The organism is Orrella dioscoreae (genome assembly GCF_900089455.2).
Lineage (GTDB): Bacteria > Pseudomonadota > Gammaproteobacteria > Burkholderiales > Burkholderiaceae_B > Orrella > Orrella dioscoreae.
Genome location: NZ_LT907988.1, coordinates 1,790,850 through 1,808,723 on the forward strand (window position 1 = coordinate 1,790,850; position 17,874 = coordinate 1,808,723).

Sequence of the window (17,874 nt, forward strand, 5' to 3'; positions counted from 1 at the left end):
CCGCTCAGCGCACCGTGCCCAGCGCGCCCAGGGCGCGGCGGATCATGTCCTCGACGACTGGCTGGGCGCGCGCGGCCAGGTCTGGCCGATAGCCGTAGGGCTCGTCTTCGTCCATGTAGAGGCACTGGGCCATTTCCAGCTGGACGGCATGCACGCCGTCTTTCGGCTGGCCGTAATGCCGGGTGATGTGGCCGCCCTTGAAGCGGCCATCCGCCACCCAGGTGTAGCCGCTGTCGCTGGCCGCGGCGATGGCGGCGTCGCGCAGTGCCGGCGCGCAGGCCGCGCCGCTGTAGGTGCCGATGTTGAGGTCGGGCAACTGGCCGTCGAAGAGACGGGGCAGCACGCTGGCAATGGAATGGGCTTCCCACAGCAGCACCTGGCTGTGTTGCTGGCGCAGGCGATCCAGCTCGGCGCGCAGGGCATCGTGGTAGGGCACCCAGTAGTGCGCGACGCGTTCGGCGGTCTCGGCGTCGTCGGGCGCCTGGCCGTCGGCATAGATCAGTTCGCCGCGGAAGGTTTCCGTGGGGCACAGGCCCGTGGTCGTCTGGCCGGCATACAGGCTGCTGCCGTCGCGCGGGCGGTTCATGTCGATGACGTAGCGCGAGTAGTTGGCCTGCAGGATCGAGGCGCCCATGGCGCGCGCGAAATCGTAGAGCCGCGACAGGTGCCAGTCGGTGTCGGTGAGCTTGCGGGCGGCGGGCGTCATGCGCTGGGCCAGCGCCTCGGGCAGGCATTCGCCGCCATGGGGGATGGAGATGAGCAGGGGCAACGTGCCCTGTTCCAGGGTGATGATGGGGCGTGTCATGCGTGGTCCTCGCGAACGGGCAGGGATGAGAGCTGGCGGCGGCGGTCCCACACTTCAGGGCGCACCATGTGCGCGGGGCGCTGGCCGTTCAGCACGGCGATGATCTGTTCGGCGCACTGGCTGGCCGTGGCATGCAGGGCTTCCTGCGAAGAGCCTGCCACGTGCGGCGTGAGCACGACGTTGGGCAGGCCGGCCAGCGGCGAGTCGGCCGTCAGCGGTTCCTGCTCGAAGACGTCCAGGCCGGCGCCGAAGAGGCGGCCATTGCGCAGCGCCTCGACCAGCGCAACCTCGTCGATGAGGCCGCCGCGCGAGGTGTTGACGACGATGGCGCCGGGTTTCATCTGTGAGATGGTAGCGGCATTGAGCATGTGTTGCGTGTCCGCGCGCAAGGGCCGGTGCAGCGCGACGACGTCCGAGGCCTGCAGCAGCGCCTCCAGGCTGTCGACGCGCGTGACGCCCTCGCCCAGGGTTTCGTCCGCGGGCAGGCTGGGTGACCAGACCAGGATCCGCATGCCAAGCCCGCGCGAGGCCATTTCACTGAGGATGCGGCCGGTGCGGCCCAGGCCTGCGATGCCCAGCGTCTTGCCATGGAGCGAGAGCATGGGCTGTTCGTATTTGAAGCGCCAGTGGCCGCGGCGCGTGGCGGCGTCGGCCTGCGCGGCCTGGTGGGCGGTGGCGAGCATCAGGGTGAGCGCGTGCTCGGCGACCGCGCGGACGTTGGCGTCGGGCGTATAGACGACGGGCACGCCGAGTTCGGTGGCGCGCGCCACGTCGATCTTGTCGGTGCCGGTGCCGTGGTTGGCAATGACGCAGAGGCCGGGTGCGGCGTCGATGAGGTCGGCGGGCAGGCTGTCGCGCACCAGCACGGCGTTGGCATTGGCCATGACGCTGCGCACGGAAGCGAGGTCGGGGCCGGGCGCCTGGATGACGTCGATGCCGGCGGCGCCGAGCAGTTGCGCGCCGACGGGGTGTATCGGTTGGGCGATGACGCAGGTGGGCATGGGCGTTGAGTCTCGGAAAGTCGGAGGTCAGGGGTGTCAGGACGCGATGGGCGCGCCGGCGCGTGCGATGCCTGCGCGCAGGCCCAGGACCTGGCCCAGGACGCGGGTGGCGGCGGTGAAGTCGCGCATGTCCAGCGCCTCGTCCGGGTTGTGGCTGCCGTGGGCGTTGCGCACGAAAAGCATCGCGGTGGGCACGCCCTGGTTCGAGAACGTGGCCGCGTCGTGGCCGGCGCCGCTGGGCATGCTGCGCGACGGGGCGCCGATGGCATCGGCGGCCGCGTGCAGGGCCGCCTGCAGGCGCTCGTCCATGATGGCGGGCTGGCTGCCCGAGGTGGCGCCCCAGTCGAAGCGCACGCCGTGCGCAGCCTCCAGTTCGGCCGCGATGCCTTGGACGTGCGCATCCATCTGGCGCAGGCTGTTGGTGTCGCGCGAGCGGATGTCCACGCAGAAGCTGACCTGGCCGGGCACCTTGCTGAAGTCGGCCTGCTGGGCGTCGGTGTAGACCTGGCCGAAGGTGAGCGTGAGCTCGTGGCCGGCTGCTTCCATGTCACGCCAGGCATCCTGCAGGCGCGCGATGAGCGTGGCCAGCGCCACCACGGCGTCGCTGCGGTGGCCGCGTGGGGCGGCGCCGGAGTGGGCGTAGCGCCCGAGGACCTGCGCCTGGCGATAGCGGTGGCTGCCGCAGATGCCCGTGACCACGCCGAGCGTGTCGCCTTCGCCGATGAGCACGGGGCCTTGTTCGATGTGCAGTTCCACGAAGCAGTCGAGCGCCTCGGGGCGCAGCGCGGCCTCGCCGCGCGCGACGGCTTGCGGGTTGCCGCCCAGGGTGGCGAGGTGGTCCGACAGGGCGCGTTGGGTGTCGGCCCGTCGGGCTGCCAGCGCGGCGGCGTCCAGCAGGCCGAAGGCGGCCTTGCTGCCCACGTAGGACACGGGGAACCACGCGCTTTCTTCCGCGCGCACGCCCATGACGGTGACGTCGCGTGCCGGGCGGACGCCTGCGCGCACCCAGCCGGCCAGCACGGCCATGCCGGCTACCACGCCGGCCGCTCCGTCGTAGTTGCCGCCGCGCGGCACGGAGTCCAGGTGGGAACCCGTCATGACGGCGGGCGCCTGGCGGTCCTGGCCGGGCAGGGTCAGGTAGAGGTTGAGGGCGGCATCGCGCCGGATTTCCAGGCCCAGGTCGCGCGCGGTCTGCGCCAGCAGGTCGTGCGCGGCCTGTTCGCCGGGACCATAGGTGTCACGGGTGATGCCCACGCCGTCGAAGCTGTCCGCGCGCAGTTGCGCGAAGAGGCTTTCGGCCAGGGCCATATCGGGTTCCATCATCGTCATGCGGGGCTCAGCGCCCTCTCGTTGTCCTGGGTGAATGTCTCCACGGCCGCGCCAGGATCCCAGTCGCGGCCGGGGACGGCGGCGATGAGCTGGCGCGTGTACGGGTGCTGCGGGGCGTCGAAGATCTGGGCGGGCGGGCCTTGTTCCACGACCTTGCCCTGGTGCATGACCAGGATGTGGTCGCAGATCTGCGCCGCGACGCGCAGGTCGTGGGTGATGAAGATGAGCGCCAGGTCCAGGCGCTGCTGCACGTCGTGCAGCAGCTTGAGCACCTGCGCCTGCACCGACACGTCCAGCGCCGAGACGGACTCGTCGGCCACGATCAGGCGCGGGTCCATGGCCAGCGCGCGGGCGATGCCGATGCGCTGGCGCTGGCCGCCGGAGAACTCGCCGGGGTAGCGGTCGAAGGCCGAGGGGTCCAGCTCGACGAGCTTCAGCAGTTCGCGCGCGCGGCTTTCGGCCTGCTCGCGCGGCACGCCGTTGGCGCGCGGGCCGTCGCACAGGATGCGGCCCACGGTGTGGCGCGGGTTGAGCGAGGCGAAGGGATCCTGGAAGATCATCTGGATGTGGCGGCGGTGCTGGCGGAACTGCGCTTCGGGCATCGGCGCGATGTCGGTGCCGTCGAAAACCATCTGGCCGCCGTCGATGTCGATGAGCTTCAACAGGCATTTGCCGATGGTGGATTTGCCCGAGCCCGATTCACCCACGATGCCCACGGTCTCGCCACGGCGGATGCTGAAGCTCACGTCGTTGACCGCATGCACTTCGCGCTTCTTCTGGAACAGGCCGCCGCCAGTGACGTAGGTCTTGTTCAGGTTCTCCACACGCAGTACCGGATAACCCTCGGGTTCGGGACGGCCGGCGTCGCCCGCGCGCTGGCGCGGCACGGCGGCGATCAGCCGCTGGGTGTATGGATGGCGCGGACGATTCAGCACTTCATCGGCCGTGCCCTGTTCCACCAGGATGCCTTTCTCCATGACCGCCACGCGGTCGGCGATCTGTGCCACGACGCCGAAGTCGTGCGTGACGAACATCACGCCCATGCCTTTCTCTTTCTGGATGCGGGCGATGAGCGCCAGGATCTGGGCCTGGGTGGTGACGTCCAGCGCGGTGGTGGGCTCGTCGGCGATCAGCAGTTGCGGTTCCAGCGCGAGCGCCATCGCGATCATGACGCGCTGGCGCTGGCCGCCCGACAGGCGGAAGGGATAGGCGTGGCGCAGCGTGGCGGGGTCGGGCAGGCCGACGAACTGCAGCAGCTCCAGCACCCGCTGCTCGCGCGCCTCGCCCGGATAGGCGTTGTGCACCTGCATGACCTCGGCGATCTGTTCGCCCACGGTCTGCAGGGGGTTGAGCGCCGAGAGCGGCTCCTGGAAGATCATGGCCATGTCACGCCCGCGCATGGCGCGCAGTTCGTGTTCGGGGCGCGTCAGCAGGTCCTTGCCCTTGAGCAGGATCTGGCCGCCCTCGGGCTGCAGGTAGTCGGGCAGCAGGCCCATGATGGCGTTGGCGCTCATGGACTTGCCCGAACCGGACTCGCCCACGATGCACAGGATCTCGCCCGCGCGGATGTCGTAGGACACGTCCTTGACGGCGTGCGCGCGGTCGCCGCCCTTGGGCAGGGCGATGCTGAGATTGCGCACGGACAGCAGCGCGGGCTGGGCGGCTGCGGGCTGGGTGGTGGCGTTGTCTTGGGTCATGCTGTCACGCTCCACGCTTGCGAAGTTGCGGGTTGAGGGCGTCGTTCAAGCCTTCGCCGATCAGGTTGATGGCCAGCACGGTGAGCATGATGGCCATGCCGGGCCACAGGCTCATCCACTGCGACTCGCGCAGCATGGTGCGGGCCGCGCCGATCATGTAGCCCCAGCTCATCAGGTTGCGGTCGCCCAGGCCCAGGAAGGACAGCGCGGATTCGGTCAGGATGGCGGTGGCCGTCATGAGCGAGGCGGTGACGATGATGGGCGAGGCCGTGTTGGGCAGGATCTGCGTGAGGATGATGCGGCTGGGACGCTGGCCGATGACGACGGCCGCCTGCACGAATTCACGCGTCTTGAGCGACATGAATTCCGAGCGGACCAGGCGCGCGACAGGCGGCCAGGACACCATCGCGATGGCGCCGACGATGGAGTAGAGCGAGGGCTTGAAGATGGCCACGAGCACCATCGCCATGGCCAGTTGGGGCACGGTCTGGAAGAACTCGGTGGCGCGCATCAGCACGTCGTCGACCCACTTGCCGTAGTAGCCGGCCAGCGCGCCCACCAGGATGCCGACGAACACCGCGACCAGGGTGGAAATGACGCCGATCATGAGCGAGACGCGGGCGCCGTGCGCGAGGCCGGCGGCGATGTCGCGGCCCAGCATGTCGGTGCCCAGCGGATAGGCCGGATCGGTGAAGGGTTCGATGAGGGGCTGGGCCACCATCATCCACGGCGAGCCTTCGTACCAGAAGCTGGCGAAGCAGCCGGTGAGGATGACGGCGAGCAACAGCACGGCGCCCAGGGCGGCCCCGCGGTTGGAGAGGAATCGTTTCAGGAAGGTCATGTGTGTGTCTCTCTCTCAGCTGCCCTGGATGCGCGGGTCGACAAAGCGGTAGATCAGGTCGGTGAGCAGGTTGAAGAGCACCACCATGGTCGAGGTCACCAGGAACACGCCCAGCAGCAATTGATAGTCGCGCTGCATCAGGGCATCGAACATCAGGCGGCCGATGCCGGGCCAGCCGAACACGGTTTCCGTGAGCACCGCGCCGCCGGCCATCTGGCCGAGCTGGATGCCCGCGAACGTCACGACCGGCAGCAGGGCGTTGCGCAAGGCGTGGTGGCGGATGATCTGGCCGACCGGCACGCCCTTGGCGCGGGCGGTCTTGATGAAGTCCATGCCCAGCACTTCCAGCATCGAGGCGCGGGTCAGGCGCGCATAGACCGCCATGAAGAAGCAGCCCAGCGAAATGGTGGGCAGCACCAGGTGCGCGGCGACATCCTTCACGCGGGCCCAGCCGGTGTAGCCACTGCCGATGGTCTCCATGCCGAAGGGCGGCAGCCAGCCCAGCTGCAGCGAGAAGAAGATGATGGCGAGCAGCGCCAGCCAGAACTGCGGCGTGGCATAGATGAGCAGCGAGCCGGTCATGAGCACGCTGTCGACCCAGGGCCGCTTGCCCTGGTAGCGGCAACGCGAGGCGATGATGCCGAAGAGCACCCCCAGCGTGATGGCGAACACGAAGGCACACCCCATGAGCAGCAGGGTGGCGGGCAAGCGGTCCATGATGAGGTCGAAGACCGGCAGGCGCTCGCGGTAGGAATAGCCGAGATCCAGCTGCACCACGCCCTTCAGGTAGGTGGCGAGCTGGACGTAGAGGGGCTGGTCCAGGCCGAACTGCTCGCGCAGCTGTTCCACGTAGGCCGGGTCGGAAGAGCCGGATTCGCCTGCCAGCACGGCGGCGGGGTCGCCCGGCGCCATGCGGATCAGAATGAAGTTGATGATCACCACGCCCAGCACGACAAAGACGGCTTTGCCGAGGCGCGAGATCAGGAAGGACAGAGTCTGCATGCGGTGTTATCCCCTTGTGTTCGTCAGGCCGGGGCGCGTCTTGCGCGCGGGGCGCGGCGCCCCGGCCGGTACTGCGGTGCTGCTTACTTCTCGATGTACACGTCGGCGAAGGTGTCATGCAGGCCGATGGCCGACTTCACCAGGTTGTGCACCTTGTTGCTGTAGAGCGTGGGGTTCTCGATCTCGAACAGGTAGCCGTTGGCCACGTCCTCGACCAGCTTCTGCTGGATCTGCGTGTAGAGCTTCTGGCGCTCGTCGTTCGAGGTGGTGGTGGCGGCCAGGTCCCACAGCTTGTCGGCCTCGGGGTTGTTGTAGCCCTGGTTGTTCACGAAGGCCGAGCCCTTGACGATGTTGCGGGCCAGGTACAGGCGCGAGACGCCCAGCGCGGGGTCGCCGTATTGCGAGGTGAAGCTGAAGGTCAGGTCGAAGTCGAATTCCGAGACGCGCTTGGACCAGGTGCCCGAGTCGGCCGCTTCGATCTCGACCTTGAAGCCGACCTGCTCCAGGCTCTGGCGGGTGTACTCGCCCAGGCGGTCCCACACGGCGCCGTAGGGATACGACAGGATCTTGATGGGGGTCTTGGACAGGTCGACGCCGGATTCCTTGATCAGGGCGCGCGCGGCCTTGATGTCGAAGTCGTAGGCGCGCACGTTGCCGTCATAGAACGGAGTGCCGGACGAGATGGGGCCGGTGGCGACCTTGCCCAGGCCGAAGAAGATGTTGTCGACGACGAACTTGCGGTTCAGCGCGGTCATGACGGCCTGGCGCACCTTGACGTTGTCGAAGGGCGGCTTGCGCTGGTTCATCTGGATGTACGACTGCTGCGAGAACATTTCCCAGCCCTTGGTGGTGTATTCCACGTTGGGCAGCTTGCGCAGGCGGCGCACGTCCACGCTGTCGGCGTCGCCGCTGCGCAGCACCTGCACGTCGCCGCGCTCGAAGGCCACGGCGCGCGAGGCGGCGTCGGGGATCACGCTGAAGACGATGCTGTCCAGGTAGGGCTTGCCCTTCTGCCAGTAGCTGGGGTTGCGCTCCAGGATGATGTGCGAGCCCTTGCGCCATTCCTTCAGCTTGAAGGGGCCGGTGCCGATGGGCGTCTGGTTGGCGGGGTTGCTGCGGAAGTCGGTGCCTTCGTAGATGTGCTTGGGCACGATGGGCATGTTGTCGCTGACGAAGGCCTTCAGGAACGGCGCGAAGGGCTGCTTCAGGCGGATCTCGACCTTGTCCGGGGCCGTGGCGGTGACCGACTCGACGAACTGGTTGATGATGACGCGCGCGCGCGGGTGGACTTCGCGCAGGAACTTGTCGATGGAGAACACCACGTCGTCGGCCGAGAAGGGCTTGCCGTCGTGCCAGGTGACGCCGGATTGCAGCTCGAAGCTGTAGAGCTTGCCGTCGTCGGAGATCTTCCACGACTTGGCCAGGCCGGGCGCGGGCTCGATGGCGGGCGTCCAGGTCAGCAGGCTTTCATAGATCTTGCCGGCCACGTATTGCGTGGGGATCTGCTGGTTCAGGCCCAGCATGAGGATGGGCGGCTCGGGCTGCACGATGGCGCGCAGGGTGCCGCCCTGGGTCTGGGCGAAGGCGTTGGCGCCGGCCAGCGCCAGCATGCCGGCCAGGGCCATCGACAGCAGCGGGCGCTTGGCGCGGAAAGAGGAGGAGAGGTTGGCTGCGGAGGTCATGCGGTCATTCCTTGTTATGGGAGAGGCGGGAACGTCGTCGGGGTGTGGGGTCAGGTGCTGCGGATCGTGATGCCGTCGGCTTCGAGCGCGGCGCGGATCGTGCGCGCGAAGACGGCGGCGCCAGGCTGGTCGCCATGGATGCAAAGCGTGTCGGCGCGGATGGGCACTTCCTTGCCCGACAGCGCGCGCACCACGCCGTCCTTGACCATGCGCTTGACCTGCGCGATGGCCTGGTCGACGTCCTCGATCATGGCGTGCGGCTGCGAGCGCGGCGTGAGCGTGGCGTCGTCCTGGTAGCTGCGGTCCGCATAGACTTCGTAGACGGTCGGCAGGCCCAGCTTCTCCGAGGCCGCGGCGATGGCGGCATTGGCGACGTAGATGGGCAGGGCCGGGTCGATGTCGTGCACGGCTTGCGCCACGGCCTCGGCCAGCGCCGGGTCCTTGGCCGTCATGTTGTAGAGCGCGCCATGCGTCTTGACGTGGTGCAGGCTGCCGCCCTGCGAGCGGGCGAAGGCCTGCAGCGCGCCGACCTGGTAGACGACCAGGGCATAGACCTCGTCCGGGCGCATGGCCATGACGCGCCGGCCGAAACCCTGCAGGTCGGGCAGGCCCGGGTGCGCGCCGATGGCCACGCCGTGCGCGATGGCGCCGCGCACGGTCTTCAGCATGACGTCGGGGTCGCCTGCGTGGAAACCGCAAGCGATGTTGGCCGAGGTGATGTGGGCCAGCAGTTCGAGATCCTGGCCCATGACCCAGGGCCCGAAGCTCTCTCCCATGTCGCAGTTGATGTCCAGTGTTGGCACGTTGTTTTCTCCTTGGGGGCTGGGGCGGTCCGCTACCGTTGCAGGGCAAGGGCGGCCGCTTCCTGTATTTGGATGAGACGATCCTCGGCGGCCAGCCAGGCAGCTTCCGCCTGGGCCTGGTCGACAAGGGTGAAATGCAGGGCATCGCCCGGCATGGCTTGCGCCAGCAGGGGCAGGTCGGCGCTGGCGACGTAGCCGATCTTGGGATAGCCGCCGGCGCTTTGCCGGTCGGCCATCAGCACGATGGGCTGGCCGTCGGGCGGCACCTGCACGGCGCCGAACACCGTGGCTTCGGAGACCAGTTCCAGCGGCGCGATGAGCGACAGCGATTCGCCTTTCAGGCGGATGCCCATGCGGTCGGACTGTTGCGTGGCGGCGTAGGGCTGCGTGGTGAAGCTGTGGTGCGCGGCGAGGGTGAAGGCCTGCCAGTGCGGGCCGGCGATGACGCGGATCGCCGTGTCCGGCCGAGGGGCTGTCGCGGTGTCGATGGCCGGGGCCAGCAGCACCGGCAAGCCGCTTTGCACCATCCGGCGTTCGATGGGCAGCATGGGCAGCGCGCGCCGCGGCGCCAGCGCCACGCGGTCGCCGCCTTTCAGCGCGCGTCCCTCGTGGCCGCCGAAGCCCGCGCGCAGATTGGTGCTGCGGCTGCCCAGCACGGGCGGGGGGGCGAAGCCGCCGCGCACGGCCAGGTAGGCGCGCGCGCCGTCCTGGCGCAAGCCCAGGTCGAGCACGGTGCCGCGCTTGAGCAGCACGGCACGGTCCTGCGGGATGGCCTGTCCGCCCGCCGTCACCGGCAGGCGCGCGCCGCAGACGGCGATGAGCGTGTCTTCGGAGAAGACCACGCGCGGGCCGCCCAGCGTGCACTCCAGCACGGCGGCCTGTTCAGGATTGCCGACCAGCGCGTTGGCCAGCCGGTGCGACCACTCGTCCATGGGGCCGTTGACCGACACGCCGTACTGTTGCTGGCCATAGCGGCCGGTGTCCTGCAGCGTGCTGAGCAGGCCGGGGCGTTCGACTCGCATCGTACTCATGCGCGCGCCTCCTGCAGGTCCCGGTATTCCTCTGGCGTGACGGGGCGGAAATGAATGCGGTCTTCCAGGCGCAGGCGCGCGGGCGGCTGGGCTTGCGGATCGAAGAGGCCGAGCGGCGTGCGCGCGATGACGTTCCAGCCGTTGGGCGAGGCCGTCTGGTTGATGGCCGTGAGCCCGTTGGCGATGGAGATCGTGCCGGCTTCGACCCGCGTGCGCGGCGTGGCGCGGCGGCCGATCTGCAGGCGCGGGTCCAGCGGGCCGGCGAAAGGCTGGCCCGGCGTGAAGAAGAAGGCGTAGATCATGAACGGCGCCAGGCTGTGCAGGGCGATGACCTCTTCCACGGCCAGGCCGCAGTGCCGCGCCACGGTTTCCAGGTCGGGGCCGAATTCACCGCCATAACAGGCCGGGATCTCGATGACGCGGCCGGTGCGGGCGTCTTCGGCCAGGTCCTGTTCGAGCAGGCGCCACAGTTGCGCGGTGAGCTGTTCGGACGCCGGGCCCGCCTCGCGCGGGAAGGCGCGAGGCTGGTAATGCACGGCGACCGTGGTGAAAGCCGGCACCACCTCCACGACGCCGGGGAGCTGGCTGGCCGTGAGCAGCCGCGTGACGGCGTGCACGGTCCGGCTGGTGCCTGCGTCGACCACCTGGCCGAGACGCACGAGCACGCAGCGGTCGCCGACCGGCTCTATCTGCCAGTCTCGCAGGGACGGGGAAGTTTCGGCCACGATGACGCTCACGCCTTGGCCAGTTGGCCGCAAGCCGCGACGATGCGTTCGCAGGCAAGCTTCAGGCGTTCGTCGGACAACGCGAAGGCCAGGCGCAGGTAGGGGGCGAGGCCGAAAGCCGTGCCGGGCACGACCGCCACGCCGGCCTCTTCCAGCAGGTAGCGGGCAAGGTCGAGATCGCTGCCGATGACCTGGCCTTGCGGCGTGCGCAGGCCGATGGCCTTGCCGCAGTCCGCGAACAGATAGAAGGCCGCGGGCGGACGGCTGATGGACAGCAGCGGGGTCTGGGCCAGGATGGACAGGGCGGTGTCGCGGCGCACGCGCAGCCGGTCGCGCCAGTCGTCCAGGAATTCCTGCGGGCCGTCGAGCGCGGCGGTGGCGGCGGCCTGGCTGACCGAGCTGGGGTTGCTGGTGCTTTGCGACTGCAGCAGCTCCATGCCCTTGATGAGCCAGGCCGGGCCGCCGGCGTAGCCCAGGCGCCAGCCGGTCATGGCATGGCTCTTGGACACGCCATTGATGGTGAGCACGCGGTCCTTGAGGTCGGGCGCTGCCTGGGCGAAGGAGGTGAAACTGCCTTCGTAGAGGATCTTTTCGTAGATGTCGTCCGACAGCACCAGGATGCGGGGATGCTTGCGCACGACGTCGGCCAGCGCCGCCAGTTCTTCACGGGAGTACAGCGCACCCGAGGGGTTGCAGGGGGCGTTCAGGATCAGCCAGCGGGTATTGGGCGTGATGTGCGCGGCCAACAGGTCGGGCGTCAGCTTGAAATGATCGCCGGCGGGCGGGGTGATGACGACTGGCGTGCCGTCCGCGATTTGCACCATTTCGGTGTACGAGACCCAAAATGGTGCAATAACCAGTGCCTCATCGCCCTGGTTCAGCGTGGCCAGCAAGGCGTTGAACAGCAATTGCTTGGCGCCCGTGGCCGCGATGATTTCCGAAGGTTGATAGTCGAGGTCGTTGTCGTCGCGGAATTTGCGCTGGATGGCTGCCTTCAGGGCCGGCGTGCCGCCGACGCTGGTATAGCGGGTCTGGCCGCCGATGATGCCCTTGATGGCCGCGTACTGGATGTGCGCGGGCGTGTCGAAATCCAGCTCGCCCTCGCTCAGGCTGATGATGGAGCGGCCTTCGGCCGCAAGGCGGCGGGCCAGTTCGGAGACGGCGCCCGTGGCGGAGGGGCGGGCGGCGGCCAGGCGGTTCGAGAGGATGGCGTGAGGGGCGGACATGGCGGCTCGGATTCAGGTGTCGGGAAGACTCAGCTTGGGGGATGTGGCTACCGATGTACATCCGGTATACCACCTAGATTCCACTATAATGCCAGTGGTACAAGCAATATCCGTGCCTGGTTTTGTACCGGTTCCAAGCTGGCACGGATCGTGCACAATCACGCCCATGGATATGAGCCAGACAATGGAAAGAGAAAGCCAGGAAGCCGCCAGCGGCGTCCGGGGGCTGGGCAACCAGGCCTATGACGCCCTGGTCGACATGATCCTGTCGCGCGAGCTCAGGCAGGGGGAGCAGGTTCAGGAGCGCATGCTCGCCGTGCGGCTGGGGGTGTCACGCACGCCCCTGCGCGAGGCCATGCACCGGCTCGAAGGCGAGCAGCTCCTGGAACGCAAATCCAACAACCGCCTGTTCGTGCGGCAGGTCACGCTGCAGGAACTGATGGAAGCGCTCTATATCCGGCGCCTGCTGGAGGGAGATGCCGCGGCCAGGGCGGCGGGCAAGGTGCCGCTGGACAAGCTGGCCGACCTGCGCGAGCGCATCCAGTGGCTGATGGAACACGGCGCCGCCGGTGACCCGCTGCACCAGCAGCTGGACGCCGAGCTGCACGGTTTCATTTCCGATTACTGCGGCAACGAACTGCTGGCCGGCATGATCGCGAACCTGCGCCAGAAAACCCGCATGTTTTCCTTGAAGCGGCTGGAAAACCGCATGGTGCCGGTCTGTGACGAGCACATGGCGATGATCGATGCGCTGGCGCGCGGCGACGGCCAGGCGGCGCAGGCCGAGACCATGCGACACATCGACAACATCCGCCAGTCCATCATCGACAAGCTGGCGGGGTCCTACTAGGACGGTTGGCTGTTGCCTGCGGGGCTGCCTGGCTGGTAGGCGCTGCGGTCGATGCCATGGCGCTGCAGCTTGTCGTAGAAGGTCTTGCGGGGAATGCCCAGCGCCTGCAGCGTGGCGCGCACGTCGCCCGCATGACGGGCAAGCGCCTGGCGGATCAGGCCGGCTTCGTGCTTTTCCATCAATGCCGGCAGGCTTTCCTCGGCGTCCGCGGGCGAGGCCTGCGGCATCAGGGCGTCAGCCAGGCCCAGCACCTGGCGTTCGGCGTAATGCGCCAGTTCGCGCACATTGCCCGGCCAGTCGTGCCCATGCAGATAGTCCAGGATCGTGCCGTCGGGCAGCACCGGCTCGCGCTTGAAGCGCGCGGCCGCGCGCATCGAGAAGTGCGTGAACAGCATCGCCAGGTCTTCGCGCCGCTCGCGCAAGGCGGGCAGGCGCAGCGTCACCACGTTCAGGCGGTAATAGAGATCGGCCCGGAAGTCGCCGCGTTGCGACGGGTCGCCCAGGTCCACCTTGGTGGCCGCGACCACGCGCAGGTCCACCGGCCGCAGTTCGTTGCTGCCCAGCGGCGTGACCGCGCGGGTTTCCAGCACGCGCAGCAGATTGACCTGCGCGGCGGCCGGCATGCTTTCGATTTCATCGAGGAACAGGGTGCCGCCGCTGGCGTATTCGATGCTGCCCACGCGGCGCTTGTGCGCGCCGGTGAAGGCGCCGGCCTCGTGCCCGAACAGTTCGCTTTCGATCACCGTGACAGGCAGCGCGCCGCAATTCAGTGCCACGAAGGGGCGCGGCGCGCGCCGGCTCAGGCGATGCAGCGACGCGGCCACCACTTCCTTGCCGGCGCCCGTTTCGCCTTCGACCAGCACGTCGACGTCGGCGTCGGCGATGTGGCGCAGCGTCTGCCGCAGGCGTTGCATGGCCGGGCTTTCGCCGATGAGCGGCAGGTCGTCGTCGACCGCGACCGCCTGCGCTTTCAGCCGCCGGTTGTCCAGCGCCAGCCGGCGCTGGGCGCAGGCGTTGCGCACGGCGGTGAGCAGGCGTGCGCTGGCATAGGGCTTGGCGAGGAAGTCGTACGCGCCTTGCTGCATGGCCTGCACGGCCATGGGGATGTCGCCGTGGCCGGTGATGAGGATGACGGGCAGGTCGGGGTCGCGGGCGCGGACCGCCTGGAAGAGTTGCAGGCCGTCCATGCCGGGCATGCGCACGTCGGTGACGAGCACGCCGTCGAAGTCGGGGGGCAGGGCGGCCAGCGCGGCGTTGGCGCTGGCATGGACCGTCACCTGCACGCCATGCAACGCCAGGCTCTGCGCCGTGGCCTGGCGCAGGTCGGCGTCGTCGTCCACGAAGAAAACATGCTGGGCGGCGTTCATGCGGCGTCTGCCTTTCGAAGTTGGAGGAGGAAGGTGGCGCCGCCATCGCGCGGCGTCACGGCATCGAGCTCGCCGCCCAGTTCGCGGGCGATGTCGCGGCTGATGACGAGACCCAGTCCCAACCCGGCCGGCCGCTCGGAGGAAAAGGGCGTGAAGAGCGTGGCGCGCGCGGTGGCGGACAGGCCCGGGCCGTTGTCGCTGATTTCGATGTAGAGGCGGGTGTCGGCCGCCCAGGCGCGCACGCGCAGGAAACCGTCATCGCGGCCGGCCAGGGCATCCAGCGCGTTCTGCAGCAGGTTCACCAGGATCTGCTCCAGGCGCACGCGTTCGCCCTGGGCCAGCAGGTCGTCGGGGATGTCGCTGGTGTGGAGACGCACGCCCAGCTGCCTGGCGCGCGGAGCCAGCAACAGCAGCGCGCCGTCGACCGCGTCGCGCACCCGCACGGCGTCGTCCCGGGCCAGCGGCTTGCGCGCGAAGCCGCGCAGCTCGCCCGTGATGTGGCCGATGCGCTCGGTCAGCGACACGATGGTGTCCAGCGCCTGGCCGGCAGACTCGGGGCGCTGCTGGCGCAGCAGTTCGCCGGCATTCTCGGCATAGGTGCGGATGGCGGCCAGCGGCTGGTTGATCTCGTGGGCCACGCCTGCCGAGATCTGGCCCAGCAGCGACAGCTTGTTGGCTTGCTCCAGTTCCGCCTGCAGGGCGCGGGCGCGCGCCTGGGTGCGTTGGCGGTCGGCCATTTCCGTGGTGAGTTGGGCATTGCTGTCGCGCAGCGCCTCGGTGCGCGCCTGCACCAGGGCTTCGAGCGTGGCGCGCTGGCGCTTTTGCAGGGCCAGTTCATCCTGCCGGCGGCGGCGATACAGCAGCCAGGTGGCGGCGACGGCCAGCGCCAGCAGGCAGGCCAGCAAGGAGGCCTGGCGGGTTTCGGCGATTTCCTCGGCATAGACCGGCGCCACCGGCACCAGCGCCCGCAAGGTCCAGCCCAGGCCGGTGATGGCCTGGCGTGCCTCGGCATAGCGCGTGCCCTGGATGACGACTTCGCCGGGCGTGCCGGTCACCTGCCGCCAGGGCAGCAGCGTGAGCGGCGCGTCGCCGAATTGCAGGCTGTCGCGCAGCACGCGTGCGCGTTCGGCGGTGACGGGCGACAGGGTCAGGAAGCGCCAGTCGGCCTGGCTGCCGAACAGGATGATGCCTTCTTCGTCATGCACCAGATAGCGTTGCGGCAGCTTGCGCCAGATGGTCTCCATGCCATGGAACTCCACCTTCACCACGAGCACGCCCAGCGGCTGGCCGTCGTCGTCGTCGATGCGGCGCGACTGGTACAGCCCGGGCAGGCGGCTCGCCGTGCCCAGCGCGAAATAGTCGGCCGTGCCGTGCTGCCAGGCGTCCTTGAAGTACGGCCGGAAACCGTAGTGCACGCCTGCGAAGCTGGTGGGCGTGCGCCAGTTGCTGGCGGCGATGGCCAGGCCGTCCTGGTTCAGCAGGTAGACGACCGAGGCACCGGTGCCCGCGGGCAGGCCTTCGAGCTTGGCATTCAGCGTGGCAAGCGCGGCCCCGGTGGGTTGGCGCAGCACATCGCGCAATTGCCGGTCCTGCGCCAGCACGAAGGGCAGCGTGCGGAACTTGTTCAGTTCGCTTTCCAGCAGTTGCGCCTGTCCCTGCGCGACAGCCTGGGCCTGGGCCACGACGCGTTCGTGGGCCGTCACGCTGCCCACGCGCCCGGCGCTGGTCCAGGTGAGCGCCAGCACGATCACGGCGAGCGCGAACAGCAGCCAGGCGCCGCGGCGGGAGACGCGGGGAGGAGGGGGAAAGCGGGTGGGCATGCGAAGTCACGGACGCAGGTTGTGCGGATTTCCGCACATTCTACGGCGGAATTTGGCGGAATTTCGCCAAGTTTGTGTCATCTCAACCGGGAAAGGAAAAAATTTCCTTTATGAATCAAGGCTATTCCTGATCGTGATTCAGGTTATTCCGTTGGCACGCGGCTTGCATTGGAGAGTCCACGCGGCATGACAGCCGTGCGGGGCGCGCGCCCATCACACCGGGACGCGCGCTTATTCAACAACAGATGCTTGGTCGCCGGCCTCCTATCCAGACCGGCTGGCGAGAAGCACCAGGTGGGGACAGCCCAACATGATCGACGCGCCCAACGCCGCAGCAACGCCTGCGCGCAAGCTCAAGTTCTATCAACTTCTCTATGTCCAGGTGCTGGTGGCAATCGTCATCGGCGTGCTGCTGGGACACTTCCATCCGGACCTGGGCGCGAGCATGAAGCCGCTGGGTGACGCCTTCATCAAACTGGTGAAGATGATCATCGCCCCGGTGATCTTCCTGACGGTGGTGACCGGCATCGCCGGCATGAGCGACATGCAGAAGGTGGGCCGCGTGGCGGGCAAGGCCATGGGCTACTTCCTGGTGTTCTCGACCCTGGCGCTGATCGTGGGCCTGATCGTGGCCAACGTCGTGCAGCCGGGGCACGGCCTGCACATCGACCCGGCCTCGCTGGACACCAAGGCGGTCTCGACCTATGTCGAGAAGGCGCATGACTCCACGCTGGTCGGCTTCCTGATGAACATCATCCCGACCACGATCTACAGCCCCTTCAACTCGGGCGACATCCTCCAGGTGCTGTTCGTGGCCGTGCTGTTCGGCATCGCGCTGGCCCTGGTCGGCGAGCGCGGCAAGCCCGTGCTGGACTTCTTCCACGCCATCACCGCCCCGGTGTTCAAGCTGGTGGCGATCCTGATGAAGGCTGCCCCGGTCGGCGCTTTCGGCGCGATGGCCTTCACGATCGGCAAGTACGGCATCTCGTCGGTCGTGAACCTGGCGATGCTGGTGGGCACGTTCTACCTGACCTCGCTGCTCTTCGTGCTGGTGGTGCTGGGCGCGGTGGCCCGCTACAACGGCTTCTCGATCCTGAAGCTGATCCGCTACATCCGCGAGGAACTGCTGCTGGTGCTGGGCACGAGCTCGTCGGAAGCCGCGCTGCCCACGCTGATGCAGAAGCTGGAGCGCGCCGGCTGTGGCAAATCGGTGGTCGGCCTGGTGGTTCCCACGGGGTATTCGTTCAACCTGGACGGCACCAACATCTACATGACGATGGCCGCGCTGTTCATTGCCCAGGCTTGCGACATCCCGCTGTCGCTGACCGACCAGGTCCTGCTGCTGCTGGTGGCCATGATAAGTTCGAAGGGCGCCGCCGGCGTGACCGGCGCGGGCTTCATCACGCTGGCCGCCACGTTGTCGGTGGTGCCCGCCGTGCCCGTGGCCGGCATGGCGTTGATCCTGGGCGTGGACCGCTTCATGTCCGAGTGCCGCGCGCTGACCAACCTGACCGGCAATGCCGTGGCCTCGATCGTGGTGGCGCGTTGGGAAAACGAGCTGGACCGCGAGCAACTGGACCGTGCGATGGCCGGTGACCTGCCTGCCGTGCCCGCGCCGGAAGCATCGCCTGCTCCGGCGCACGCCGCGCCGGTGTCGCTGGCCCCGCAGCGCGCCTGATACGCACTGCTTGCACG

The 17,874-nt window shown here is 68.4% G+C and carries 15 protein-coding genes; 2 read left to right on the forward strand and 13 right to left on the reverse strand.

Annotated elements, in window-relative coordinates; all coding sequences use genetic code 11:
* Window positions 1-4: 4 nt before the first annotated feature.
* From hutG to ODI_RS08385, 11 genes are all read right to left on the reverse strand, one after another.
* Window positions 5-805: an N-formylglutamate deformylase gene (gene hutG, locus ODI_RS08335; RefSeq protein WP_067755098.1), complete on the reverse strand. Its 801-nt coding sequence runs from the start codon at window positions 803-805 to the stop codon at window positions 5-7.
* A complete protein-coding gene (locus ODI_RS08340) occupies window positions 802-1,806 on the reverse strand; it encodes a hydroxyacid dehydrogenase (RefSeq protein WP_067755101.1) in 1,005 nt (334 codons plus the stop codon). Before ODI_RS08340 ends, hutG begins: the two co-directional genes overlap by 4 nt.
* Window positions 1,807-1,842: 36 nt before the next feature.
* Window positions 1,843-3,135, reverse strand: a complete 1,293-nt coding sequence (locus tag ODI_RS08345; RefSeq protein ID WP_067755104.1) for a Zn-dependent hydrolase — start codon at window positions 3,133-3,135, stop codon at window positions 1,843-1,845.
* On the reverse strand, window positions 3,132-4,832 hold the full coding sequence (locus tag ODI_RS08350) for an ABC transporter ATP-binding protein (RefSeq protein WP_067755107.1): 1,701 nt from the start codon (window positions 4,830-4,832) through the stop codon (window positions 3,132-3,134). The genes ODI_RS08345 and ODI_RS08350 overlap by 4 nt, the downstream gene beginning before the upstream one ends.
* A gap of 4 nt (window positions 4,833-4,836) precedes the next feature.
* On the reverse strand, window positions 4,837-5,673 hold the full coding sequence (locus ODI_RS08355; RefSeq protein WP_067755110.1) for an ABC transporter permease: 837 nt from the start codon (window positions 5,671-5,673) through the stop codon (window positions 4,837-4,839).
* Between the two features lie 15 nt (window positions 5,674-5,688).
* Window positions 5,689-6,675 (reverse strand): ABC transporter permease, encoded by a 987-nt coding sequence (locus ODI_RS08360; protein ID WP_067755112.1) that lies wholly within the window; start codon window positions 6,673-6,675, stop codon window positions 5,689-5,691.
* A gap of 83 nt (window positions 6,676-6,758) precedes the next feature.
* Complete coding sequence (locus ODI_RS08365) at window positions 6,759-8,357, reverse strand: ABC transporter substrate-binding protein (RefSeq protein WP_067755115.1); 1,599 nt, start codon at window positions 8,355-8,357, stop codon at window positions 6,759-6,761.
* Between the two features lie 50 nt (window positions 8,358-8,407).
* Window positions 8,408-9,160: a LamB/YcsF family protein gene (locus tag ODI_RS08370; protein ID WP_074046814.1), complete on the reverse strand. Its 753-nt coding sequence runs from the start codon at window positions 9,158-9,160 to the stop codon at window positions 8,408-8,410.
* Window positions 9,161-9,192: 32 nt separating this feature from the next.
* Window positions 9,193-10,191, reverse strand: a complete 999-nt coding sequence (locus ODI_RS08375) for a 5-oxoprolinase subunit C family protein (protein WP_067755121.1) — start codon at window positions 10,189-10,191, stop codon at window positions 9,193-9,195.
* Window positions 10,188-10,916 (reverse strand): 5-oxoprolinase subunit PxpB, encoded by a 729-nt coding sequence (pxpB, locus tag ODI_RS08380; RefSeq protein ID WP_231968219.1) that lies wholly within the window; start codon window positions 10,914-10,916, stop codon window positions 10,188-10,190. Before pxpB ends, ODI_RS08375 begins: the two co-directional genes overlap by 4 nt.
* A gap of 8 nt (window positions 10,917-10,924) precedes the next feature.
* On the reverse strand, window positions 10,925-12,142 hold the full coding sequence (locus ODI_RS08385) for a pyridoxal phosphate-dependent aminotransferase (protein WP_067755124.1): 1,218 nt from the start codon (window positions 12,140-12,142) through the stop codon (window positions 10,925-10,927).
* Window positions 12,143-12,326: 184 nt separating this feature from the next.
* On the opposite strand from ODI_RS08385, the gene ODI_RS08390 reads away from it, so the two are divergent.
* On the forward strand, window positions 12,327-12,992 hold the full coding sequence (locus ODI_RS08390) for a GntR family transcriptional regulator (protein WP_231968220.1): 666 nt from the start codon (window positions 12,327-12,329) through the stop codon (window positions 12,990-12,992).
* Here the strand turns inward: ODI_RS08390 and ODI_RS08395 are convergent.
* Window positions 12,989-14,359, reverse strand: coding sequence for a sigma-54-dependent transcriptional regulator (locus tag ODI_RS08395; RefSeq protein WP_067755130.1), 1,371 nt, complete (start codon window positions 14,357-14,359; stop codon window positions 12,989-12,991). The genes ODI_RS08390 and ODI_RS08395 overlap by 4 nt on opposite strands.
* Window positions 14,356-16,179: a sensor histidine kinase gene (locus tag ODI_RS08400; protein WP_067755133.1), complete on the reverse strand. Its 1,824-nt coding sequence runs from the start codon at window positions 16,177-16,179 to the stop codon at window positions 14,356-14,358. The genes ODI_RS08395 and ODI_RS08400 overlap by 4 nt, the downstream gene beginning before the upstream one ends.
* Window positions 16,180-16,489: 310 nt before the next feature.
* Between ODI_RS08400 and ODI_RS08405 the strand changes: the two genes are divergently transcribed.
* Window positions 16,490-17,857 (forward strand): dicarboxylate/amino acid:cation symporter, encoded by a 1,368-nt coding sequence (locus ODI_RS08405; RefSeq protein WP_067755136.1) that lies wholly within the window; start codon window positions 16,490-16,492, stop codon window positions 17,855-17,857.
* Window positions 17,858-17,874: the final 17 nt, after the last annotated feature.